Genomic DNA, 23,973 nt, shown 5'->3' with positions numbered 1-23,973 from the left:
TGCCGGGGAGTGGCTACATTAGCCGCGCATATCGCCCTTCTCCATGAAGCGGACCTGGAAGTCAAAGGCGGTCTTCAGGTCGTGCGGGGTGTGCTGGAACTTGTTTTCCTTGGCACGGTTGAAGTACTCCTCGAGCAACGGACGGTAATCCGGGTGCGCCACGGAGATGACCTTCTCCACGCGTTCCTTCGGCGCCAGGCCACGCAGGTCAGCCACGCCGTACTCGGTAATGATGACCATGGTGTCGTGCTCGGTGTGGTCCGTGTGGGACACGAACGGAACCAGCGCGGAAATTGCGCCGTCCTTGGCCACGGACGGGGAAACGAAGGTGGAGATATAAGCATTGCGGGTGAAGTCACCCGAGCCACCGGTGCCGTTCATGATGCGGGAGCCGGATACGTTGGTGGAGTTGATATTGCCGTAGATATCGGCCTCAATCATGCCATTGGAGGAAATCAGGCCGACGCGGCGAATGACCTCCGGGTGGTTGGAGACCTGCTGTGGGCGGAGGATGATGTGCTTGCGGTAGCGCTCTGCCTCCTCATTCATCTTCTCCGCGTAGTCCGGGGACAGCGCGAAGGAGGTGGCGGAAGCCATGGTCATCTTGCCCGCATCGATGAGATCGAGCATGCCGTCCTGAATGACCTCGGTATAGGCCTGAATATTCTCAAACTTGGAATCCAGCAGGCCGGCCATCACGGCGTTGGGGACGTTGCCCACGCCGGACTGCATGATGAACTTGTCATACTCAAGACGACCAGCGGCGACCTCCCCCTCGAGGAACTCGATGAAGTTGGCGGCGATCTTCTCGGAAACTTCGTCCGGTTCCTTGAATGGTGCGTTGCGGTCCGGGGCATCGGTCTTTACCACTGCAACAACCTTGTCCTCCGGCACCTCCATGTAGGTGGTACCGATGCGGTCACCCGGCTTAGTGATAGGGATTGGCTGGCGGTTAGGCAGCTTTTCAATGCGATAGATATCGTGCATGCCCTCGAGGTTGATGGACTGCCACTCATTGATCTCGATGATGATCTTATCCGCAGCCTCGATGAACTCGAGGTTATTGCCCACTGCGGAGGACGGCACCACGTGGCCTTCTTCGGTAATGCGCACGGCCTCAATAATGGCTACCTGGAAGTCACCGTAGAAGCCCTCTTCTACCTGCTGGCCCGAGTGAGACAGGTGGATATCCTGGTAGAGAGCGGTGCCATCATTAAACTGCTTACGCAGGGTGGGATCTGAGTTATAAGGAGAGCGAAAGCGAATCGCCTCAGCTTCCGCCAGAACACCATCGCAGTCCGGGGCAGTGGAAGCGCCGGAGAAGACGTCGATCTTAAATTCCTCGCCCTTTTCATGGAGAGCCTTGGCCTTTTCTGCAATGGCGGTGGGCAGACCCTTGGGGTAGCCAGCACCGGTGAAGCCAGAAATGCCCACGCGGTCACCGTGGTTGACGTGCTGAGCAGCCTCTTCAGCGGAAACTACGAGCTTCTCGAATGGGGCATACGCGATTCTCTCTGACAAGGGTAATCCTCCTTCATTAAGGGGCCAGCCAAAATAACGGCCGTTCTAATTAGTTACACAGCCCACATTAGCGAATCTTTGCAAGATTTCCACCACTTCTGTGTGACCTTTACCCCATAAAGTAAAAATAGGGAACGGCGCCACTGTGGGCCCGGTTGCTATTTTCCCCCGTTAACTAGCACAATTGGGGCGTGAATTTGCGCATTGGACACTACGATCTCTCCTCCCCCGTCATCCTCGCCCCGATGGCGGGGGTAACCAACGTTGCCTTCCGCACGTTGTGCCGCGAGCAGGAGCTGCAGCGCACCGGCACGGTGTCGGGCCTCTACGTTTGCGAGATGGTCACCGCCCGCGCCTTGGTAGAGCGCAATGAAAAGACGCTGCACATGACCACCTTTGCGCCGCAGGAGGATCCCCGTTCCCTCCAGATCTATACGGTGGATCCGGAATATACGTATAAGGCCGCGAAGATGATCGTCGACGAAAACCTGGCGGACCACATCGATATGAACTTTGGTTGCCCGGTTCCGAAGGTGACCCGCCGCGGTGGCGGTTCCGCGCTGCCTTATAAACGACGCCTCTTTGGCAATATCGTCTCCGCCGCGGTCAAGGCCACAGAGGGCACCAATATTCCGGTCACGGTAAAGATGCGCGTGGGCATTGACGACGAGCACCATACGCATCTCGACGCCGGGCGCATCGCCGTCGAGTCCGGTGCCGCCGCCGTTACCTTGCACGGCCGCACCGCCGCTCAGCGCTACTCTGGCGAAGCCCGATGGGACGAAATCGCGCGCCTCAAGGAACATCTGGCGGATACTGGCGTGCCAGTGCTGGGCAATGGCGATATCTTCCGTGCCGAGGATGCCCGCCGCATGATGGAACAGACCGGCTGCGACGGCGTGCAGGTAGGCCGCGGCTGCCTCGGCCGCCCGTGGCTTTTTGCCGAGCTCGGCGCTGCGCTGCGCGGCGAGTCCATTCCGGCAGAGCCCACCCTGGGCGAGGTCACCCAGGTAATCCTCCGCCACGCGGAGCTATTGGCGGAGCACGATGGCGAGGACAATGCTTCCCGCGATATCCGCAAACACATCGGTTGGTACCTGCGTGGTTTCCCGGTTGGTGGCCAGGTCCGCGCGGGCTTAGCCAAGGTCAATTCCCTCGATGCCTTGCGTGAGCTACTTGCACCTTGGGCAGAGTCCGATGCCCTGGCTGCCGACGCCGACGGGGCCCGCGGCCGCCAGGGCTCGCCATCCAAGGTGGCTTTGCCGGATGGTTGGCTCGACGATCCAGAGGACGATTGCGTTCCGGTTGCCGCTGACATTATGAACTCCGGCGGATAACCTAACAAAGATATAAGAGCAGCTAGGGGCACCCAGGAAACTCGCATTTATGCTCCACTTAAGTTGCGCAGGGGCCGAAATTTTTCGCTATTATCTTTGGCATGCGTGCCGCTTACAGGGAACACCTAGACAATTTCTCCCACGACCTCATCGTGATGTGCGATACCGTTCGCGACATCATGGATAAGGCCTCCGTGGCGCTGCTGCAGGGCGCCTTGGACTCCGCGGAAGATGCTCTCACCATGACTGAGGAGCTAGATGAGTTCCGCGCTAGGTGCTCTGAGCGTGCCGTAAAACTCTTGGCCCTGGAAAACCCCATGGCACAGGACCTCCGTCAGGTGGTCTCCTCGATTTATATCGTGGAGGATCTCTACCGCATGGGCCGTTTAGCCCAGCACATAGCGGACTCCGCGCGCCGCCGCCACCCTGACGCCGTGGTACCGGCGAGTTACATCGGCTACTTCGAGGAGATGTACCGCCTCACTGAAGAAATGGGGTCAGTGCTGCACGATATCCTCGTCACCCCTGATGCGGATTTATCCATCAATCTCCGTGCCGACGATGACGCGGTGGATGATATCAACTCCCACATCTTGCGCATCCTGACCCAGCGCGAATGGGAGGGCACCGTGCGCGAGGCAGTAGAGACCTCGCAAATTACGCGCTACTACGAGCGCTATGCAGACCACTGCGTCTCCGTGGCCGGCCACATCATCTATCTGACCACGGGTCTTTTGCCCAATGACTATGCCAAGAAGCTAGAAGAGGACAAAAAGGACGCCGACTTCGAAGCACGGATGGCTGACCTCGAGCGTCAATTCCGCCGTTAGACGGATTTAAGCACCAAAGAAGGGGGCCGGTTCTTTCGAACCGGCCCCCTTTTCTCGGACAATCTATCTAATCTTTAGCCAAAGCGGCCGGAGATATAATCCTCGGTCTCCTTCTGGGAAGGATTCTCAAAGATCTTGGTGGTGTCATCGAACTCCACCAAGTGGCCCGGCTTGCCGGTTGCTTCGAGGGAGAAGAAGCCGGTCTTGTCGGACACGCGAGCTGCCTGCTGCATGTTGTGGGTCACGATGACGATGGTGAAGTTTTCCTTCAGCTCGTGGATGAGGTCCTCCACGGCAAGGGTGGAAATCGGATCCAGTGCGGAACAAGGCTCGTCCATGAGCAGCACCTCTGGCTCCACAGCGATGGCGCGGGCGATGCACAGACGCTGCTGCTGACCACCGGAAAGGCCGCCGCCCGGCTTATCTAGGCGGTCCTTGACCTCGTCCCACAGATTGGCGCCGCGCAGGGACTTCTCCGCGACTTCCTTGAGCTTCTTCTTGTTCTTTTCACCGGAGAGCTTCAGGCCTGCCACCACGTTGTCCTCGATGGACATGGTGGGGAACGGGTTAGCCTTTTGGAAGACCATGCCGATGGTGTTGCGCACGGATACCGGGTCCACCTTCGGACCGTAGATATTGGTGCCATCGAGCAGGACTTCACCCTTCACGAAGGCACCAGGGATTACCTCGTGCATGCGGTTGATGGTGCGCAGCACGGTGGACTTACCACAGCCGGAAGGTCCGATGAATGCGGTCACGGCCTGGGCCGGGATCTGCATGTTCACGTTCTGCACGGCGTGGAAGTCGCCGTAAAAGATGTTCACGTCATTGAGCGCGAGCTTAGACATTTGGGAGTTTCTCCTCTAGCGAGTGTATGGCGGAATCGAGTAGCACGGCGGTTACTTCTTAACCGAGAACTTTGCGGAAATGATGCGGGCCGCAATATTGAGAACAGCGATGAGGATAACCAGCGTCAAGGCTGCGCCCCAGAGCTTGTCCAGCACGGCGGGCTGTGCACCGGCCTTGTACATATCCAGCATCATCAGCGGAAGCGAAGACTGAGAGCCCTTGAAAGCATCCCAGTTGATGACGGAGGAGGAACCAACCAAGACCAGCACTGGGGAGGACTCACCCATCACGCGGGCAATCGCTAGCATGATGCCGGTAACGATGCCAGACAGTGCGGTAGGCAAGACAATGCGGGCGATGGTCTTCCACTTCGGTACGCCGAGCGCGTAGGATGCCTCACGCAAATCCATCGGAACCACGCGCAGCATCTCTTCAGTATTGCGCACCACAATCGGAATCATCAGTAGCACCAGGGACAGCGCCACGGCGAAGCCGGAGCGGCCGAAGCCGAACAGAGTGATCCACATGGCGAAGATGAACAGGGCCGCAACGATGGAAGGCACACCGGACAGGATGTCCACCATGAAGGTGGTGATGCGGCCGAGCCAGCCGCCCTTGGAGTACTCCACCAAGTAGATGGCGGTAAAGATACCGATCGGGATAGAGATAAGGGAGGCCAGAATGGTCTGGACGAAGGTACCCACGATGGCGTGAGCGGCACCGCCGCCGGAAGAACTATTCATGATGCCGCGCTGGGAGGCGGTCCACCACTCAGCGTTGAGAATGACGCCGCTACCGCGGGCGATGAGTTCCCACAGAACCCACACCAGCGGAACCAAGGCTAAGATCATTGCGCCCCAAACCACTACGGTGGCGATGTTATTGGTCATTTTGCGGGAGCCGGAGATGTCCAAGAAGGTCGCGCCGCCTTGGGAGGCAGGCTTGGCATTAGTTGTCGTAGTCATTGATCCTCCCCTCCTTACTTATTTTTCACGATGGCGCGGGCAATTGCGTTGACCACGAAGGTCAGCAAGAACAGCATGAGGCCGGCGGCGATGTAGGCACCAGCGCGCATCTCGTTACCGAACTCGGCAGATGCCAGAGCGATAGCTGTAGCGAAGGTAGTACCGCCGTCGAAAAGCGAGAAGCGGAAGTCAATCAGCGGGGAGACAACCATGTATAGCGCCATGGTCTCACCCAATGCACGACCCAAGCCGAGCATGGAACCGGCAATGTAGCCGGACATGCCGAAAGGAAGAACCGTCATACGGATGACTTCCCAACGAGTAGCGCCCAATGCCAAGGCCGATTCCACCTGGCCTGGAGGGGTCTGGACAAAGACCTCGCGGGCGGTAGCAGCGATGATCGGCAGGATCATAACGGCGAGCACAATGCCACCGGTAAACAGGTTGCGGCCAGTAGCGAAAGACGGCGAGTTATCAAAGACTTGGAATAGGAAGAAGCCTCCGGCCCAAGACTCCAACCAGGAGTAGAAGCCGGATAGGGCTGGGCCGAGAACCTGCCAGCCCCACAGACCATAAACAATGGAGGGAACCGCAGCCAGCATGTCCACGAGGAAGCCAAGCGGCTTGACCAAGCGGGCAGGCGCGTAATTGGACAGGAAGATTGCGATGGCCAGGGCCACCGGCATAGCCAGCAGAAGGGCGAAGACGGAGAGCAGAACGGTGTTGCCGAACATGGTCGGGATACCGAACTTCATCGCGGAAGTATCGCCGGTCTCCCAACGCCCGCCATAGGTAAAGAAGCCCAAGATGCCGCCGTCATTGACGGCCAAGGCGGGAACAGCACGCCACAGCAGGAAGGCAGCGATGGCGGCAATCATAACGGTGATAAGCGTTGCCGAAGCAGTGGAGAGGAACTCAAAGACACGGTCGCCTGGGCGCTTTACACCGCTATTGGAGCTGGAGGCTGCTGCCTCATCGTGTCCGCTGTTGGAGACTCGCTCGGCAGCGGTGACATTCACATCCGTCTGCTCTGGAGCCGTGGAGAGATTATTGTCTGCCATGAGACTGTTAATCCTTTTCAGCGTTAAAAATGGAAAATATCGTTACATACCTGCGCCCCCAAAGCGCGAATTTTGTGCGGCAGTGGGGGCGGGGGTATTAAGCTTTTATAGCTTTAGCGCTTACTGCAAAGCGTCAACAGCAGCCTTCAGCTTGTCCAGGTGTGCACCCTCGACCGGGATGAAGCCCTGCTCAGCCAGCTGATCGTCCTGGTGATCCAGCACGGTGGTGAAGAAGGACTTAACCAGCTTGGACTTCTCCTCATTGTAGCCCTTGGAGCAGACGATGTTGTAGGTGGTCAGGATGAGCGGGTATGCACCCTCGTTATCGGAGGAGAACAGTGCCTCAGAGTCAACAACCATGTTGTGCTCGGAGTCGGTCTCCTTGAACTCTAGGTTTTCCAGAGCCTTGTTGACGGACTCGGTGGAAAGCTCAACTGGGCCGTGGCCGAAGTCAATCTTGGCCTTCTTTACGCCGTCGCCTTCCTTCTGGTCTGCGAAGCCTGACTCAACGTAGGTGATTGCACCGTCGTTGCTTGCAACCTCGTCAGCAACGCCGGCGGAGCCGGTAACGCCCTGACCAGTATCACCCGGGAACTGCTTGCCCTCGGTGTCCCAGTCGCCCGTAGCGGCCTTCAGGAACTTCTGGAAGTTTGCGGAGGTACCGGACTCATCGGCACGGTAGATGACGGTGATGTCCTTGTCCGGCAGGTCGGTGCCCTCGTTGTCAGCGGCGATAGCCTTGTCGTTCCACTTCTTGATTTCACCCTTGAAGATCTTGCCCAGGGTCTCGGTGGAAAGGTTGATCTCGGTGTCACCCAGGTTGTAGGCGATTGCAACCGGGCCGATGGTGGTTGGCAGGTGCCATGCCTCGTTGCCGTCGCAACGCTTAGCGGCAGCCTCAACCTCGCCCTCGTCTTCCTTCAGGGCGGAGTCAGAACCAGCGAAGTCAGCCTGGCCGTTGGTGAAGGCCTCAACGCCAGCGCCGGAACCGGAAGCATTGTAGGACAGGGAAGCGTCTGGGTGATCCTCGGAGAACGCGGTCTTGAAGTAAGACATTGCGTTCTGCTGGGAGGATGCGCCGTCGCCGACGAGCTCGCCGGAGACGTCTTCGCCGCCAGCGGAATCGGAGGAGGAGCCAGACTCCTCAGAGCAAGCTACGAGAGCGGTAGAGGTTGCGGCTACGATGCCGAAGATTGCGGCAGTGCGCTTGAAGTTGCGAATCACGGGAAAACCCTTTCCGATGCAGATCAGAGATTGATTGTCCGAGGAAACCGCATCTCCTAGAGAGATATCTCCTGCATCCCGCTCCGCCTTCTGGGACGGGATGCAGGCGCATAGGTGCGGTTAACTCACAAGGTGTAAAGCTATCGGCAGTATCTGACCAACAGGGTTCTAGGAGGTGAACTCTAAGTGAACAAACGCCGCGAACCCCATGACGTTAGTCACATACGCCCCATACAACGTGTTCTTCATCAACTTTAAATCCCAAACGCTCATAGGCCTTGAGCGCCGGATCATTATCCGCTTCCACGTAGAGAATTACCTTTTGAGCTCCCTTTTCTACCATGCGGCGCAGTCCCACTTGCAGCAACGGGCCGCCCAATTTCTGGCCGCGATAGTGCTCGGCCAAACCCACCACGTAGACCTCGCCAAATCCTGGGGTTTCCTCCGCATGCCACTTGGTCCAGTGGAAGCCGGCTAAAACCGGCTCCCCTGCGGTATCCCACAGGAAGAGCACGTCGGCGGGATCGAACCAGTCCGCTTCCATCCCGCGGTGAAGGCGTTCTACATCCCAGCCGCCTTGCTCGGGGTGCCAGGAAAAGGCCTCATTATTTACCTTGAGCCACTGTTCCTCCACGCGGCTTTTCTCCCATTTATCCACTGCTTCGGTGTAATTGAGAGCAGTTAGGGGCAACTCCGCGGGCTGGGCCGCGGCCGCGAGCTCTTCTCCCCCAATGCCCATGACCACGAGCTTGCGGGTGACCTGCAGACCGCGTGACTCTGCTACGGCCTTGGCAGCTGGCAAGTTTCCGTGGGCCCAGGCCTGCAGGTTAGGGGTTTTCGCGGCAGCGTCGTAAAGCAGGGCACCAAAGCCCTGACCACGGAAGTCGGGGGCAATGAATAGCTCGGCGGTAGAGCCCTCCAGACCGGCTACGCCGCACGGCTCCTCCCCTACCCAGGCCACCAGGTGGCGGTGCTCCAGGCGGGAATCGCTAAGACCGTTGAGGAATTGCTCCGACAGCGGCGCCATTCCATCGGCACGTTCGGCCTGCTCAGCCAGCACGTCAACGCGGCGAGCCAGCTCCGGTGCGTCCGGTAGGTTTTCTTCCGTAATCTTAAAGGCATTGCTAGTCATAGGCCCCAGAATACGTAGGGTAAGAATGAAAGGGTGAGTGTTCTTAAGATTGACCGGCGCATCGTGCACGTCCTCCTCGTGGTGTGCGTGCTCATTGCGGCCTGGGTGGCGGATGCCTGCGTGGCTATGCACACGGAACACAAGGTGGCACAAGCCGTGAAAGCCAATTCGCGGCTGGATAATACGCCGGATGTCTTCATCGGCGGCACCCCCTACGTGTGGGCGGCGGCTTCGAAGGAAATCCCTTATCTCGAGGTCAAGGCCCTGGACGTGGAGGTGCCCAAGCTGGGCATGGTCAATGCTTCGACCGTGCTGCGCGATATCACCGTCACCCCAGAGCAGGTCATGAACGGCGATATTGAGGGCGCGCCCGTCTCCACCTACTCGCGCGGCATTTCCTTGGATGGTGTGGCGCTGGGCCGCCTGTTGGGAATTACCGATCTCTCGATTGCTAACCCCGACGATATTTCCCCCTCCGGTGGCACCTCCGCAGAAGCAGAGCTAACGGGCACCCTGCCTGGCGACGCCCACAAGTCCACCGCCAAGGTCACCCTCCGCCTGGTTGGTCCGGAGTTTCGCATGCAGGTCTATGACACGGACGATGAGCGCCTACAAAAGGCCTTTTCCCTCAACTTCGACACCCGCCAGCTGCCGCTTCCGGCCCAAGCGACCGCGGTAAAGATGCAGGGAGGAACCATTTCCTTCGAGGTACAGCGCCGCAATATCAAGGTGCAGCTGGCCCAGCTCTCCCCGCTAGAGATTGAAGGCTCGGAGCAAAAGGCCGTGGAAGAGGCGGAAAAGAAGGCCGCCGATACCAAGCACCGGGTCGGCCCCGCGCCGCAGACTAGCGCAGGCGAATAAAATCCCGCAGCACTTCCTTCATCGTGCGCTGATGGGCCTCCCGCCTATCCTGCGGGGCGAATACCTCAATGGCATCCTTCACGGAGGCCAAGGTAACCGCGTCAAAGCGCCCCTCCGATTCTCCATCGGCTTGGAAGCGCTGTGGTTCGCGGCAGACGAGCTCTACCCGCATGGCGTCGTCGAAGGCCACCGTCTTTTCCTTGGTGAGCTTATTGAGCCATCCGCGCTTATCGGCACCGAAGAGGTGCAACAGGCCGACAACGCCGCCGAGCCCGCTAAACTCCTCCAACCCAAACAGGGCAAGGCCCTCATCGAAGGAATTGCGCGGGTTAGTCACTACCGGCAGCGGGCCCAGGAAAGTCCACGGGTTGGTATTCGAGGTAAACAGCAGTGGCACATCGTCCTTGCGCAGCTGCTCGCCGCTGCTGGACTCGGCCTTGACTGCAATATGCGGCGGGTTCTTCCGCGCACGGCTCCAAGCCCGAATGGCAACGTTTAGGTAGCGCAGCGGAGTGGCCGAAAATCCCTGTTCGCGGGCACGATCCACGCGTGCCAAGACATCCGCGTCCAAACCGAAGCCGGCGTTGACGGCAAACCACCGCTCGTTCCACGTTCCTAGGTAAATGGTGCGGCGCAGATCCCGGTCGAGCATGCGAGCCAGCACATGGGTAGCCTCCATTGGGGTGTTGGGGAACCCTAGAGCGCGCACAAAGACATTGGCGGAGCCGGTAGGAATTACGGCCAGCGCCGGGATGGACTGCGGATCGGGACACTGCTCATCCGCCGGGCCGAGGAGCCCGTTGACTACCTCGTTGACGGTTCCATCTCCGCCCACAGCAATGATGACGTCGTAGTCATCCCTGGTCATTCCCTTGACCATCTCTTCTGCATGGCCAGGGTAATGCGTAAATTGCACCTTGAGATGCAGGCCCTCTACCGATTGTAGGCAGGGAACGATTTGGCGGAAGAGGGCGTTGGTTTGTGAGGTCGAGTTTGGATTCGAGATCATCAATGCGTGCACGAGGTCCAAGTCTAGTAGTTAAAAAGGCGGGTGCACGACTAGGCTGGACGCCCATGAGCGAAAATAATAATGAAACCACCCCTGAAAACATCGAGACCACCGCGGCTTCCCACCCGGAAAACGATCCAGGAAAACTCAATGGCAACGATGCCGTGAACCAGGCTGCCGAGCAGTGGAAGGACGCCGCTAGCCGCAATATCCCCGCTCTCGAGCTGGGCGATACCCCGGTACCGGACGATACCGCGAACCTGCGCCAGGGCCCATCGCTGCACGACGGCCTGCTGGGACTACTCCCCCTTGTGGGCGTCTGGCAAGGCGAGGGCCAGGCCCACGATACGAAGGGCCAGGAATACACCTTTGGCCAGCAGCTGGTCATCGCCCACGATGGCGAGAATTACCTGACCTTTAGCTCCCGCACTTGGAAGATCGATACCGAGGGCAAGCCAGAAGGCCCGTCTGTGCGCGAGACCGGCTTCTGGCGTATCTCGGAAAAGGATGAAATCGAGGTCACCTACACCTCTTCTACCGGCATCGTGGAAATCTTCTACGGCGAACCCTTCAATGACCGCGCATGGCAGCTGGAATCCGCCTCCACCATGGTCACGGAAACCGGCCCGAAGAACTTGGGCCCAGGCAAGCGCATGTACGGCCTCATGCCCAATAACAACCTGGGCTGGGTAGACGAGCGCATGGTTGATGGCGAGATGCGCCCCTACATGTCCGCGGAGCTCACCCGCATCGCCGGCTAAGCCCCAAGCGCTGCATCTATAAGGTCTCGGATGACGTCCACGTTATCCGGGGCCTTCATTTTTTTGTCATTGAGCCTAGTTACGCGCGCAGCAACGCGCACCGAGGACACCAGCCACACCGAATCCGCCTTTTCCAGATACTCCACGGTCAGCGGCTTGGCCTTGCAGCGATAGCCCTTTTCTTTGGCGTGGGCGAAGAGCGCCGCCTGCGTGGTGCCGGGCAGGATACCGCGGCCGGCCGCGGTGCGCAGTTTCTCGCCCTTGACGGCCACCACGGTTGAGGTGGCGCCTTCAAGTATTTCTCCGGTGTCCGGGTCGGTGAGGATGAGATCCTCAAAGCCCTTCTCCCGCGCCATGCGCAGCATCGCCATGGTGGCCGCGTAATTGAGCGTCTTGGCGGGCAATTCCTCCGCTACGTGCCACAGGCGGGGGCTTGTCATGACGGCGACGCCGTGGGCGCGTTGCTCTAGCACCTTGTCCTCGATCGGCTGCACAACAACCCACGCGCTCGGCCGCCCTGTGGAGGCGCGCCCGCGGGTATAGGTCCACGTGCATTTAGCATCGCCTTGCTCGTCCCCGCAGAAGTCCGCGATGGCGAGCCGGGTGGCTTCTTCCCACTTGTCCATGGGTGGCTCTGGCAGGTTCATCGTGCGGGCCGAATCGCAGAAGCGTTGCGCGTGGCGCTGCAGGTTAGCAGCTTTGCCTCCGCGCACGAGCAGGGATTCAAAGATGCCGTCGCCGCGGGTGACCGCGGCATCATCGGCGTAGATAAGAGGCAGCGCGGGCATGTGCCTGCGTACCGACCCTCCAAAGGGCTCCACAACGTAGATGACCGGCTCTTTTCGCGGCGAAAACTTCATACATTTGATTATGCCCTACCATCGGTAGTTGTGAGTTATTCTTCGCCTCTTCTGCAGCGCGCCGGTGCCGCGGAGCACCAGGACGCGACCGTACTCGATGCCCAGGGCGTGGCCTGGCACTATGGCAATCCGCTGGGCGAGCAACGGGCCGCCGATGGCGGCACCATCGTCATTGACCGCTCCCAGCGCCGCGTCATTCGCGTGAGCGGCAAGGACGCCGCCGAGTTTCTTAATAATCTACTTTCACAGAAGCTTGACGACGCCCCCGTGGGCTTCACCGCCGGCGCCCTCGACCTGGACATCCAAGGCCACATCCTCCACCACATGGATACCGTGCGGACCGAAGATGCCTTTCTTATCGACGTCCCCGCGGCGCAATTCGACTCCCTCTTTAAGTTCCTCACCATGATGGTCTTCTGGTCCGAGGTCACCGTAGAGGAAGCCGATATCGCCATCCTCACCCTCCTGGGTGAGGCCGATGTTTCCCTTCCACCCATGGTGGAGTTTGCCCGCCAGGTCCAGTGGCCGGGAATCAAGCGCGTTGACCTGGGCATTCCGCGGGAATCCTTGGTCGAGGCAACGAACCACCTGGAGGAATCCGGTGCACGGCTAGCGGGGCTCATGGCGTTTACCGCCGAGCGCGTCCGTGCCCGCGAGCCGGAGCTGGCAGCGGATCTGGATAATAAGTCCATCCCCCACGAGGTGCCGCAGTGGATCAGCCGCAGCGTGGATAACCCGGCCCACGTTCACCTCAATAAGGGCTGCTACCGCGGCCAGGAAACGGTGGCGCGCGTAGAAAATCTGGGCCGCTCCCCTCGCCTATTGGTGCAGCTGCACCTCGACGGCTCCGCGCCGCAACGTCCAAATGTGGGCGATGACATTACCTTCAATGGACGTAAGGTAGGCCGCATCGGCACGATTGTGGATGACTGCGATTTCGGCCCCATCGCCCTAGGCCTAGTGAAGCGCTCTGCGCTGGACGCCGGCACCCTAGAAGTGGGCGATACCGCGGCGTCTATCGATCCTTCCTCCATCCCCGAGGATGAGGGCCCCAAGGCCGGGCGTGAGGCAGTAAACCGGCTGCGCGGGCGTTAGATCTCCCACTAGCTAGGGGGCGGTGCGGAATTTTTTCGTCACACAGGCTATTGTGTCTTACAGGAAGATACTCAATAGACAAGTCGATGGGGCGCCCAAGAATCCCTGGCGCGCCCTACTAACCCAAGGGGGTCATGCACATGGGACGCGGACGCGCAAAGGCAAAGCAGACCAAAGTTGCACGCCAGCTCAAGTACAACTCACCCGAGATGGATATCGAGTCCCTGCAACGGGAACTCGCCGCACAGCAAGAGGGTGACTCCCGCGATTATGAAGAGGATGACCCATACGCCGACTACGTCGACGAATGGGATGATGCCGACCGCGACGAACGCTAATCTTCCGCTCGCCGCCGGATAGCTCAAGGGCCCTAGGAAATCTCCTAGGGCCCTTCCTCATACCCTCCCCTGGCAGGGGCAGGGCCCTGCTAGAAGTTGGGGTGCTCGCCGTGCATGACCACGCGCGGCTCCTCGCCGGAGGCGGAGCGGACGGTGCCCAGCTCCCACGCATCGATGTGGCGTGCGGTAAGCATTGCCAGGGCACGGTCTCGGTCTTCAGGATTGACCACGGCAATCATGCCGACACCCATGTTGAAGGTCTTCTCCATTTCCGCCAGCTCCACCTTGCCCACCGAGGAGATGAGCTTGAAGATCTGGCCCGGGGTCCAGGTGGCGCGGTTAATATCGGCCGCTAGACCTTCTGGAATGACGCGCTCGAGGTTGCCAGCCAGTCCACCACCGGTGACATGGCAGAAGGTGGATACGGAGCACTCACTGGCCAAGGCCAGGCAGTCCTTGGCGTAGATGCGGGTGGGCTCCAGCAGCTCCTCACCGAGGGGACGGCCAAGCTCTTCCACGTGGCCGTCGAGAGGCATGCCGGCCTGCTCCAGCAGGACGTGGCGGGCCAGGGAGTAACCATTGGAGTGTAGGCCGGAAGAGCCCATAGCGATGAGCACGTCGCCATCGCGGACCTTGTCTGGGCCAAGTACGCCATCGGCCTCAACGACGCCGACCGCGGTAGCGGAGACATCGTATTCATTTTCTTCCATCATGCCGGGGTGCTCGGCGGTCTCACCACCCAGCAGCGCGGCGCCGGCCTGCACACAGCCCTCGGCGATGCCCTTGACTACCTCGGCCACCTTTTCCGGCACGACCTTTCCCACGGCGATGTAGTCCTGCAGGAAGAGTGGCTCCGCGCCGCAGACAACCAGGTCGTCCACGCACATGGCGACGAGGTCGATGCCGATGGTGTCGTGCTTGTCCATGGCCTGGGCCACGGCCAGCTTGGTGCCGACGCCGTCGGAACCGGCGGCCAAGATGGGCTCCTTGTAATCGCCGAGCTTGAACAGGCCAGCAAAGCCGCCAAGACCGCCCAGAACCTCAGGGCGGGTGGCGCGCTTGGCGTGCGGGGCGAAAAGTTCTACGGCGCGGTCACCCTCTTCGATGCTGACGCCGGCTGCTGCGTAAGTATTGTCACTCATGGTTTCAGGTGTCCTTTGTTATTCGGTGCCGAGCAGGGTGCGCACGGCGTCTGCATTGGAGTTTCCGGCGGGCAGGCCAAGTGGGTACTCACCCGAGAAGCAGGCGGTACACAGCTCGGAACGCGGCTGTTCGGTGGCAGCCACCATCTCCTCAATGGAGACAAAGCCCAAGGAATCGGCGCCGATGGTGTCACAGATAGTGGCGCAGACGGTTTCCGGATCATCGGAGGGGCTGGCGTTAGCGATCAGCTCGCCCGGGGAGGCGAAGTCGATGCCGTAGAAACACGGCCACTTCACTGGCGGGGAGGCGATACGCACGTGCACCTCGGCCGCGCCGGCCTCGCGCAGCATGCGGATGAGTGCGCGCTGGGTATTGCCGCGGACGATGGAATCATCCACCACGACGAGCTTCTTGCCGTTGATGACTTCGCGCAGTGGGTTGAGCTTCAAGCGGATGCCCAGCTGGCGCAGGGTCTGGGTGGGTTGGATGAAGGTGCGGCCCACATAGGCGTTTTTAACCAATCCGTGAGCGAAGGTGATGCCAGACTCGCGGGCATAGCCCACGGCGGCGGGGTTGCCGGATTCGGGAACCGGGATGACCAGGTCCGCGCCCTCGGCCGGGTATTCGCGGGCCAAGCGGCGGCCGATGTCCACGCGGGAGGCGTTGACGGAGCGGCCCTTGATATCGCTATCCGGGCGGGCCAAGTAGACGTACTCGAAGACACAGCCGTGGCGCTTGGCCGGCGTGAAGTTCACAGAACGAATGCCAGCCTCATCGATGGCGACGAGCTCACCAGGTTCAATCTCGCGGATGAACTGGGCGCCGCAGATATCAAGCGCACAGGTCTCGGAGGCCACCACCCAGCCCTTGGCCAAGCGGCCGAGGACCAGCGGGCGCACGCCGTGCGGGTCGCGCGCGGCGTACATGGTGTGACCATCGGTAAAGGTTAGGCAGAATGCGCCCTTCACGCGCGGGAGCAAGTCACGGGCGGAGTCGAAGACGGAGGTGTCTTCATCCACGCCGTCGGCAAGCAGCATAGACAAGCACATGGAGTCAGATACGGACTCCTCATGGGGCTTAATCAAGCCGCGCTGCACGGCCTCCTCGCGCAGCTCCAGGTAGTTGACCAGGTTGCCGTTGTGTCCAAGGGCGATGTCTACCCCGGTGGAGGAGGTAGAAAACATCGGCTGGACATTGGACCATTCCTTGCCGCCGGCGGTGGAATAGCGCGTGTGGCCCACCGCTACGTTTCCTTGGAGGGCGGACAGGGTGGACTCATCAAAGATATTGGCCACGAGGCCCATATCCTTGAAGACGACGATGCGGTCATCATCGCCCACCGCAATGCCGGCAGCCTCCTGGCCACGGTGCTGCAGGGCGAAGAGACCAAAGTAGGTCAGCTTGGAGACTTCCTCCCCAGGAGCCCACACGCCATAGACGCCGCACTCTTCGCGGGGCTCCTGCTCATTCTGATCGTCGAGATTGGTGATACTAGGAGTATGTACTTCTACCACGGCGTTTATATTAGCCTGTCGCGCCGCCGGAAACTAACGGAATAAGCGGCAACCACTGCGCAATTTCGCCCGCGCGGGAGCCGGAAGCATCGACGCGACCAGTGTTTACGGCCTCTTCCCAGTCCGCCAATCCGGTGGCAAGGCGCAGCCAGGTTTCCGGGTCGGTCTCCACCACATTGGGTGGGGTGCCGCGGGTATGGCGGGGTCCTTCAATGCATTGCACCGCAACAAATGGGGGTACGCGCAGCTCCACGGAATGGCCCGGCGCGTCGGCCTCGAGGGTGCGGGCGGTGCGACGGACGGCGTCGGCAAGCAGGGCTCTACCAGGCTTATCGTGCTCCGCCGGGGCGGCAATCCAGTCTTTGATGGCCATGACGGCCGCGCGGGTGGCAGCGGGATCGACGGGCTTTTTCATAGCTACATCATAGCTACTGTTATCTTGTTGTTTATGTCACCTACGCCTTCCGTTGCGGAAAACCAGAAATCGCCGGCGCTGACGCTGCGCTTTATGGCATCGCCAACCGACGTCACCATGGCCGGCGCCCCCGGCATCAGCGGCGGACGCGTCTTGGAATGGATTGACAAAGCCGCCTATGCCTGCGCCGTGCAGTGGTCCGGCCAGTACTGCGTGACCGCATACGTGGGCCATATCCACTTCACCCGGCCGATCCCTTCCGGGCACATCGTGGAGGTCCGCTCGCGCATCGCTATGACCGGGCGTTCCTCCATGCACATTGTCAACGAGGTGCTCTCTGCCGACCCGCGCGAGGGCATTTTTACCCGCGCCTGCGATTGCCTGGTCATCTTCGTAGCCAAGGACCCGGCCACCGGCAAGTCCACCCCGGTGCCGCCCTTCGTCCCGGAGACCGATGAGCAGTGCCGCGTGGAAGAGGCCGCCAAGTCGCGCATCGAGCTGCGCAAGGCCATCGAGGAAGAGATGGAAAAACAAACCTACAACGGGCCTTCCGACGCCCCGCGCATGGTCAACCGCTTCCTGGCCAAGCCCACCGACGTCAACTGGGGCGGCAAGGTCCACGGCGGCACCGCCATGCAGTGGATCGATGAGGCCGGCGCAGCCTGCACCATGGAGTGGTCCGCCGAGCGCACCGTGGCCGTCTACGCCGGCGGCATCCGCTTCTACCGACCTATTTCCATCGGTGACCTCATCGAGGTCGACGCCCGCATGATGCGCACCGATACCCGCTCCATGCAGATGTCCATCCACGTCCGCTCCGGCAACCCGCGCGGCGGCCGCGATAATTTGCAGACCGCCATTCATGCCACCGTGGCCTATATCGCCCTGGACCACGATGGCCAGCCGCAGGTGGCCCGCCCCTTCCACCCGCATACCGAGGAAGACAAGCGCCTGGCCGAGCACGCCACCCTCCTGCGCGGGCTGCGCGCCAAGTACTCGCCGAAGCCACTAGTGGTGGCGCCGACGAATCAGCACATCGACTAAGCAGCCCCCTGAACCACGACCATCCACACGGCCACCAGGTGCACTACCGCCGCCGCGATGGTCGCGGTGTGGAAGTGCTCGTGGTAGCCGTAGTAGCGCGCATTGCGCCCTGGCCATTTAAAGCCATAGACCAGCGCGCCGAGCGAGTAGACCACGCCGCCGGCAACGAGCAGCCAGACGACGGCCGCGCCGGCCTGCGTCCACAGCGTGGGCAAGAGCGGCAGCACCAGCCAGCCCAACGCTAGGTAGACCACCACGTCCAACCAGCGCGGGTGGTTGATCCACATCAAGTTGAGCACCACGCCCAAGATGGCCCCGCCCCAAGCGACGGCCAGCATCCACGCCGCTTGCACCGGCGAAAGCACAATGAGACACAGCGGCGTATACGTCGCCGCAATAAACACCGAGATGGTCGCGTGGTCCGCTCGCCGCCACCACTGCACGGCCCGCGCACTCGCCCACGGGTAGCGGTGATATAGGGCCGAGACCCCAAAGAGCCCCACCAGCCCCACTCCGTAAACAGTTACGCCAAGCCCCTGCCACCACTGCAGCGTCATCCACGCATAGGTAATGAGCACGGTGGAGGAAATCACCGACAGCAACGCTGCAATCGCATGTCCCCAGCCACGGCTCAGCGGCCTTGGTCCGCGGTCGGCCATCCAGTAAGTGCGCTGGACAAGGCCCGGCCCCGGTGCACTATTCGCATGGATCTGTGCCAAGACAATGAGCTCCTTCCACCGGACAACTTACCAAACTACGATACCGTAGCCAGATAGCGCATGACAGCTTTCGCCCTTCTATCCCAACGCTCAAGCAACTCGAAGGAGCGGAAGCTCATGCCCCAAACAAGCCTGTGGCTAATCAGACGCTTAAAATCCAGTACAGCCCGTCGGACCCTACGATACGCTGAAAGTAAGAATTTCCGACCCCTAAAGGAGAAACCTTGAAATTGAGATTGCAGGCAGCTCGCTTTAACACGCTTTCCCCAAACTCCCACCGAGCAGTAAGAAAATTTGCAACTCTAATTTCAGCTGGACTACTCGTCACCAGTGTTTCAGCTTGCTCGAAAGAAGAGAAAGCAGATGATCCAGTATTTAACCCCTCCAGCGCTCCAGCCCAATCATCCGCACAAGAAGTAACATCATCTGAATCCCCTGAAAACAAGGAGCCCGAAACCCTCGCAGATCTGGAGTCGACCCCAGAAGGCAAGCTGGTTTCAAGGTTTCAGGAGACTGGTGATATCCAAGAAGGCGATTGGTGCACTCCAGAAGTGATGGATGCGGGCGGCAATCGGACTTTCCTGGACTTGGAATCTGGAGAAATATTCGATGAGCAAATCAACGAAGATGCTCTAGAAGAAAAGTGCATGGTGGCCCTCACCTTGGACAAGAAAGAAGGGATTGCCTATATCGCAGCTGAAGCTTATCGAGCCGAAGCTTGGACGCACACTAGCTTAGATTACATTCACGACTTGTTAAAAAGAGAGTACGGCGACGTAAACGTCGATAAAGTGATCAAGAAAATCGAGTTCACGGACAAACTTGAAGGCTCTGACATGGCGAATGACCGCTTGCATTTCGCACAGATGCTCTATAAGCAAGGGATGCATCCAGATAAGTTCGATGAAGTTTCGGGCACTGACATGACCAAATTTCTTAAGCCCGAAAACATCAGCCCAAATGAGTATCGAGATGAGCTAGAAAAAGCAGAGGTAGACTGGGATGATTTTGCTCTCTATGTTCTCTTGAAAATAGTGGACAAATCAAGCTCTCCATGGGATAACGAAGCCATCCAGGAGGTGGAAGGTGAGCCCAAATCGAGCAAGCCCGACCTGCTAGAAGCACTAGAAGTTTCGGGCTTTAGTAGTAGCGAAGCCAAAAACGCCGTTGAAAGGATGCAAGAAATACCAATGGCCCAAGGAGTCGATGAAGAAACGTACGACAAGCTGTTGCCAAAGGGATGGCAAAATAACGAACTTTAGTCATACTGTGCAAGTGGGGTATGCCTCACCCAAGCAGCACCCTAGCCACATTTATAAACAACGGTCGCCAAGTTTCCAAGCTCCCTGTGGCCGTGTGAAATAAATCTGGTGGATTCTAGTCGTTGTTGAAACACTTCCTATATATCGGTTGGGAGTATCAATAAAGTCATTTCCTCGGCCGACGACTAAACGCCCAAGAATTTACAGGGCGGTGATTAAGTTGCATGTCGACGAATCCTAAGTTCGCTGCACTGTGGACTCCAAGGTCTGTTTCCAAATCCAAGTATTGCCGTGGCAATCCGTTGTTGTTCCCTTTCGCCCATTACGTTGTTGTCAGTTCCGCTTGAAGGAACCCAGATTCGTACTCCTAGCCCGATGCTGGGGCAGGTTATGTTTGTCTGCGTTCCTTCTGCCTTGAGGCAGTGGAACTAGTCGCTGGCTTCGGCATGGCTAGTTTTCGTCCCTGTCTGAAAATGAACCGGGGGTGATGGACCTGACCCCTGTTTGGTGGACACCTGATATCCAGCCCGGTTGGGTTGGGAAGAAAGGTAATCTACCACCATGCCTAGGTACTCCGAACAGTTCAAACGTGATGCCGTGGCCCTCTACGAAAACAATGAGGACCTCTCACTGAACTCAGCATCAGCAGAGCTCGGTATCAACCGTGCCTCGCTGCATTCTTGGATCAAGAAGTACGGCACCGGCAAACGTGCCCGCACGAAGACCATGCGTGACAAGGCCCAAGCGACGACTGATTCTGAGCGAATCCGCCAGCTAGAAAGAGAAGTCTCGAAGCTGCGCGAAGAACGCGACATCCTGCGTAAGGCCGCGAAATATTTTGCCGAAGAGACACGCTGGTAATCCGCTTCCAGTTTGTCTATGACCACCGAACCGAATACTCGGTTAAGCGGATGTGCCACGTGTTAAAGCTCAATCGCTCCTCGTTCTACAAATGGGCCAACACTCGCGAAGAACGCAGGTTAAAGATGTGTTCCGATGCTCTTATTGGTGCACGAATCAAGACCATCTTCGATGATGAGCTCGGGCTTTATGGTGCTAAACGCATTGCTGCGAGCCTCAACAGTGATACGGATTTCGGCCCGATCAATCACAAGAAGGTCGCACGCATTATGAAATCCATGGGGCTGAAAGGCTTTACCAAGCGCCGCCGATGTGTCACTACTAGGCGTAAGCCTGGTCATCGAGTCATGCCAGATCTAGTAGGCCGCAGATTCACCGCTGACAGGCCGAACCACGTCTACGTAGGTGATATCACCTACCTGCCGTGTAAGGGCGGCAAGAACATGTACCTGGCCACGGTCATCGACGTCTACTCGCGCAAACTTGTCGGACATGCACTCGCAGACCACATGCGAGTATCGCTGGTTATCGAAGCTTTGTCCCATGCCAGCAAGGTTCGTGGAAGCCTCAACGGGGCAATTTTCCATTCTGATCACGGCAGCGTGTACACCTCACAAGCCTTTAGGAACTATTGCTCGTCGTTGGGTGTGCGCCAGTCTATGGGAGCGGTAGGAACGAGTGCTGATAACACCCTAGCAGAATCGTTTAACGCCACGCTCAAGCGGGAAATCTTGCGTGACAGGAAAGTCTTTGACAATCCGATCTCCTGCCGCCAAGAAGTCTTCCGGTGGTGCATGCGCTACAACACCCGCAGACGGCACTACTGGTGCAACCTTCTAGCTCCTGATGTCTTTGAAGCCGAGAATTCAGCTACACTGACTAGAGCAGCATAGCTAACCCCCGACGTGTCCACTTTCCGGGGGTCAGGCCCGATGCCGCCGAAGGCAGTGGCATACTCCAGACTGCTAATAGGAACCTGACCCGCACAGAATGTGCGAGGTCTCAAAGTAATGTGGATGCCAGCGTGAAGCATGTCCGACCACCAGCGATGAAATAAGTCCCATACTCATTCAATTCGCTAGGAGGTCTGACATGACCTACGACTATGTCATCAGCATGGACGTTGGTAGATACTCTCACCACGCTTGCGTCTTAGATATCGACGGCACCCAGGTGCTATCTAAGCGCATCAACCAAAACGAAAAATCCCTGCGCGCACTGTTTTCAGCGTTCAGCACACACGACCACAAGGTCCTTGTCGTCGTGGACCAGCCAAATAACATTGGTCGACTAACTGTCGCGGTTGCTCAAGATCTCGGGATCGACGTGCACTACCTTCCCGGTTTGGCTATGCGTCAACTCTCACGCATCCACGCCGGCAATGCCAAAACTGATATCCGGGATGCCCATATCATCGCCCACGCTGCGAAGAACCTTCCGGAATCCCTCCGCAGTGTCGACCGCGTCGAAGAAGCCTTCCTCCAATTGAAGGTCCTCAACGGTATCGACGAAGACTTAGCGCGCTCTTACACCAGGCTCATCAATCAGATTCGAAGTGCACTAGTTGGCTGTTACCCGCAATTCGAACAGTCCCTCCGCGGTCAGATAATTCACCGCAAGTGGGTTCTGCACCTACTTGCACGCTACGGCGGACCGACCAAGATAAAGCGCTTAGGTAAAGCAAAGGCAGCTGCCTTTGCTCGACGCTATAAGGCACGCAACCCCGAACCTGTCCTCGATGCCATATTCGCTGCCATCTCTGAGCAAACAGTCGCCATTGCTGGTGCACAATATGCTGAAATGGGCGTAGCAATGTCGGCGAAGGACGCGCTTTTAAAGCTCGAGCACCGCAAACACATCGAGCAGGAAGTCATCGAACTCATCAACGACGTCCCCCACACTCAAATCCTGCTATCCATGCCGGGAATCGGGCCGAAGACGGCTGCCCAAATTCTCATGACCGCGGGCGACATGTCCGACTTTCCGACAGCTGGGCACCTAGCCCCTTACGCTGGCTTATCACCTCGGACAAACCAGTCCGGGACCTCGATCATGTCGAACTCACTAAACCGAGCCGGTAATAAAAATTAAAGAACGCCCTATGGCAATTATCCTTTGCATCCATCAGATTCCACGAGCGTTCACGGCAATTCTATGAACGAAAGCTCCGTGAAGGCAAAAGGTACAACGCCGCAGTAGTAGCACTAACCCGCAGACGAATCAAAGTTTTTTAAACCATGATGCGCAATCACGAGTGGTACCGCGATCCCCGCCTTACCACAGGAAGGAATCGCAGCCTAAACACCAAAACGAAACAGCCGTGCCCTAAGACAAACCCCAAACAACCCTGCAGAAAGAATCCGCCTCAGATTTCTCCACCCGCGAGATTGACAAACTGTATAGAAACACCCCCGTTAATAAATACTACTTCTTCTTAAGGTCTTCGGGTATAAGTTCCTTGAAAGTACTTTTCGCAATTCGAGGCTTAGAAAGCTCTTTCTTAGTTCTTTCGATGGCTTGTTCTATATCCGGATCATCAAATCCATAATCTTTAAGCGCCTCTCGCATCTCCGATTCCGTAGCTTCATCATTAGAGAAAATGCGATCACCTGCATCATGACGACCCACATTGCTATTTCCATACACAAGCGACAGCAAGACATAGAAGGCGAAATCTTGGTAGTTCACACCAGCTTCATCGAGGATTTCTTGGTATTCTTCAGGACTCAGCACCAAAATTCCACTTGCTTTATCATCATATGGATTATCTTCATAGCTCAACAGCGACGGGTGCAACCCGGAAAGGTAGTTTTTTCGAGCTTTATTAAAGCGGCGTGCCTCCATAGGCCCAACTTTGTCGCCCTCTTCACGTTCAAGATAGTCAGTTTGATCAACAACATCCATAACCAGGTCTATATCGACCGAGGGGTATGTCCGCTCAACCTTGTCTCGAATATAATCCAAACTGGCAATTGAGTAACCAAAATTCTTTTTCGAATCCGCTTTTTTAGCCTGAACCGCCATGTAGGCTAGCCCCTCATCTCTATTCATGAGAGTGTCTGATGGTTTGTGTGTGGGAACCGATCCCGCATAAGGAGATAAGCCAGAATGACTACCGTGACAAGACGAGATCCGGCCGATAAGGCCAAGATTGATGCGATTGAAAAGAAGC

General features: G+C 58.3%; 22 protein-coding genes and 1 pseudogene. 10 read left to right on the top strand and 13 right to left on the bottom strand.

Annotated elements, in window-relative coordinates; genetic code table 11:
- Positions 1-18: 18 nt before the first annotated feature.
- Positions 19-1,521 carry an acetyl-CoA hydrolase/transferase family protein gene (locus MHY24_RS10865; RefSeq protein WP_005330051.1) on the bottom strand — a complete coding sequence of 501 codons (1,503 nt, stop codon included), beginning with the start codon at positions 1,519-1,521 and terminating at the stop codon, positions 19-21.
- A 191-nt stretch (positions 1,522-1,712) separates the two neighbouring features.
- Here MHY24_RS10865 and dusB point away from each other — a divergent pair, with 191 nt between their 5' ends.
- Positions 1,713-2,858 carry a tRNA dihydrouridine synthase DusB gene (gene dusB, locus MHY24_RS10860; RefSeq protein WP_040425422.1) on the top strand — a complete coding sequence of 382 codons (1,146 nt, stop codon included), beginning with the start codon at positions 1,713-1,715 and terminating at the stop codon, positions 2,856-2,858.
- Positions 2,859-2,959: 101 nt separating this feature from the next.
- Positions 2,960-3,688, top strand: coding sequence for a phosphate signaling complex protein PhoU (phoU, locus tag MHY24_RS10855; RefSeq protein WP_239193337.1), 729 nt, complete (start codon positions 2,960-2,962; stop codon positions 3,686-3,688).
- 74 nt (positions 3,689-3,762) lie between these two features.
- Here phoU and pstB read toward each other — a convergent pair whose 3' ends face one another.
- From pstB to mshD, 5 genes are all read right to left on the bottom strand, one after another.
- The gene (gene pstB, locus MHY24_RS10850; protein WP_239230585.1) at positions 3,763-4,536 is read right to left on the bottom strand and encodes a phosphate ABC transporter ATP-binding protein PstB; all 774 of its coding nucleotides are present in this window, start codon (positions 4,534-4,536) and stop codon (positions 3,763-3,765) included.
- Positions 4,537-4,587: 51 nt separating this feature from the next.
- Positions 4,588-5,502 (bottom strand): phosphate ABC transporter permease PstA, encoded by a 915-nt coding sequence (pstA, locus tag MHY24_RS10845; RefSeq protein ID WP_239230583.1) that lies wholly within the window; start codon positions 5,500-5,502, stop codon positions 4,588-4,590.
- 14 nt (positions 5,503-5,516) lie between these two features.
- Entirely contained in the window at positions 5,517-6,563 is a 1,047-nt protein-coding gene (pstC, locus tag MHY24_RS10840; RefSeq protein ID WP_239230581.1) for a phosphate ABC transporter permease subunit PstC, read from the bottom strand.
- 120 nt (positions 6,564-6,683) lie between these two features.
- Positions 6,684-7,787, bottom strand: a complete 1,104-nt coding sequence (pstS, locus tag MHY24_RS10835) for a phosphate ABC transporter substrate-binding protein PstS (RefSeq protein WP_239230579.1) — start codon at positions 7,785-7,787, stop codon at positions 6,684-6,686.
- 214 nt (positions 7,788-8,001) lie between these two features.
- On the bottom strand, positions 8,002-8,919 hold the full coding sequence (gene mshD, locus MHY24_RS10830) for a mycothiol synthase (protein ID WP_239230577.1): 918 nt from the start codon (positions 8,917-8,919) through the stop codon (positions 8,002-8,004).
- Positions 8,920-8,952: 33 nt separating this feature from the next.
- On the opposite strand from mshD, the gene MHY24_RS10825 reads away from it, so the two are divergent.
- Positions 8,953-9,780 (top strand): DUF2993 domain-containing protein, encoded by an 828-nt coding sequence (locus MHY24_RS10825; protein ID WP_005330041.1) that lies wholly within the window; start codon positions 8,953-8,955, stop codon positions 9,778-9,780.
- On the opposite strand, the gene MHY24_RS10820 is transcribed toward MHY24_RS10825, so the two are convergent.
- Entirely contained in the window at positions 9,764-10,801 is a 1,038-nt protein-coding gene (locus MHY24_RS10820; protein ID WP_239193333.1) for a diacylglycerol kinase family protein, read from the bottom strand. The two genes, MHY24_RS10825 and MHY24_RS10820, sit on opposite strands and share 17 nt — an antisense overlap.
- 53 nt (positions 10,802-10,854) lie before the next feature.
- Between MHY24_RS10820 and MHY24_RS10815 the strand changes: the two genes are divergently transcribed.
- The gene (locus MHY24_RS10815; protein ID WP_005325810.1) at positions 10,855-11,550 is read left to right on the top strand and encodes an FABP family protein; all 696 of its coding nucleotides are present in this window, start codon (positions 10,855-10,857) and stop codon (positions 11,548-11,550) included.
- Here MHY24_RS10815 and MHY24_RS10810 read toward each other — a convergent pair.
- The gene (locus MHY24_RS10810; RefSeq protein ID WP_239230575.1) at positions 11,547-12,410 is read right to left on the bottom strand and encodes an aminodeoxychorismate lyase; all 864 of its coding nucleotides are present in this window, start codon (positions 12,408-12,410) and stop codon (positions 11,547-11,549) included. The two genes, MHY24_RS10815 and MHY24_RS10810, sit on opposite strands and share 4 nt — an antisense overlap.
- 30 nt (positions 12,411-12,440) lie before the next feature.
- Here MHY24_RS10810 and MHY24_RS10805 point away from each other — a divergent pair, with 30 nt between their 5' ends.
- Both MHY24_RS10805 and MHY24_RS10800 read left to right on the top strand, forming a co-directional pair.
- Positions 12,441-13,505 carry a folate-binding protein YgfZ gene (locus MHY24_RS10805; protein WP_239230573.1) on the top strand — a complete coding sequence of 355 codons (1,065 nt, stop codon included), beginning with the start codon at positions 12,441-12,443 and terminating at the stop codon, positions 13,503-13,505.
- 140 nt (positions 13,506-13,645) lie between these two features.
- Positions 13,646-13,843 carry a DUF3073 domain-containing protein gene (locus MHY24_RS10800; protein WP_193387586.1) on the top strand — a complete coding sequence of 66 codons (198 nt, stop codon included), beginning with the start codon at positions 13,646-13,648 and terminating at the stop codon, positions 13,841-13,843.
- A gap of 89 nt (positions 13,844-13,932) precedes the next feature.
- Here the strand turns inward: MHY24_RS10800 and purM are convergent, their stop codons facing one another.
- From purM to MHY24_RS10785, 3 genes are read right to left on the bottom strand one after another with little or no spacing between them, the layout of a single operon-like run.
- Positions 13,933-14,985, bottom strand: coding sequence for a phosphoribosylformylglycinamidine cyclo-ligase (gene purM / locus MHY24_RS10795; RefSeq protein ID WP_239230571.1), 1,053 nt, complete (start codon positions 14,983-14,985; stop codon positions 13,933-13,935).
- Between the two features lie 18 nt (positions 14,986-15,003).
- Positions 15,004-16,500, bottom strand: coding sequence for an amidophosphoribosyltransferase (purF, locus tag MHY24_RS10790; protein ID WP_239230569.1), 1,497 nt, complete (start codon positions 16,498-16,500; stop codon positions 15,004-15,006).
- 10 nt (positions 16,501-16,510) lie between these two features.
- Entirely contained in the window at positions 16,511-16,915 is a 405-nt protein-coding gene (locus MHY24_RS10785) for a sterol carrier family protein (protein WP_086588954.1), read from the bottom strand.
- A gap of 33 nt (positions 16,916-16,948) precedes the next feature.
- Here MHY24_RS10785 and MHY24_RS10780 point away from each other — a divergent pair, with 33 nt between their 5' ends.
- Positions 16,949-17,959, top strand: coding sequence for an acyl-CoA thioesterase (locus MHY24_RS10780; RefSeq protein ID WP_239230567.1), 1,011 nt, complete (start codon positions 16,949-16,951; stop codon positions 17,957-17,959).
- On the opposite strand, the gene MHY24_RS10775 is transcribed toward MHY24_RS10780, so the two are convergent.
- Positions 17,956-18,618 carry a hemolysin III family protein gene (locus MHY24_RS10775; RefSeq protein WP_239230594.1) on the bottom strand — a complete coding sequence of 221 codons (663 nt, stop codon included), beginning with the start codon at positions 18,616-18,618 and terminating at the stop codon, positions 17,956-17,958. The two genes, MHY24_RS10780 and MHY24_RS10775, sit on opposite strands and share 4 nt — an antisense overlap.
- Before the next feature lie 284 nt (positions 18,619-18,902).
- Here MHY24_RS10775 and MHY24_RS10770 point away from each other — a divergent pair, with 284 nt between their 5' ends.
- The 3 genes and pseudogenes from MHY24_RS10770 to MHY24_RS10760 all read left to right on the top strand — a co-directional run bounded on the left by MHY24_RS10770 (position 18,903) and on the right by MHY24_RS10760 (position 23,035).
- Positions 18,903-19,940, top strand: coding sequence for a hypothetical protein (locus MHY24_RS10770; RefSeq protein WP_239230565.1), 1,038 nt, complete (start codon positions 18,903-18,905; stop codon positions 19,938-19,940).
- 561 nt (positions 19,941-20,501) lie between these two features.
- Positions 20,502-21,694, top strand: a protein-coding gene (locus MHY24_RS10765) for an IS3 family transposase (protein ID WP_239230563.1) whose coding sequence is annotated in 2 segments (ribosomal slippage) — positions 20,502-20,781 and positions 20,781-21,694 — 1,194 coding nt in all. Because the reading frame shifts where the segments join, the coding sequence is not laid out codon by codon here.
- Positions 21,695-21,893: 199 nt separating this feature from the next.
- A pseudogene (locus MHY24_RS10760) lies at positions 21,894-23,035 on the top strand (IS110 family transposase).
- Between the two features lie 190 nt (positions 23,036-23,225).
- Here the strand turns inward: MHY24_RS10760 and MHY24_RS10755 are convergent.
- Positions 23,226-23,973 (bottom strand): hypothetical protein (locus tag MHY24_RS10755; protein ID WP_239230561.1); only part of this gene is annotated, 748 nt, incomplete at its 5' end.

Origin of the sequence: Corynebacterium sp. ACRPQ (genome assembly GCF_022347225.1) — a bacterium.
GTDB lineage: Bacteria > Actinomycetota > Actinomycetes > Mycobacteriales > Mycobacteriaceae > Corynebacterium > Corynebacterium tuberculostearicum_D.
This window is presented reverse-complemented; position numbering and strand designations above follow the sequence as displayed.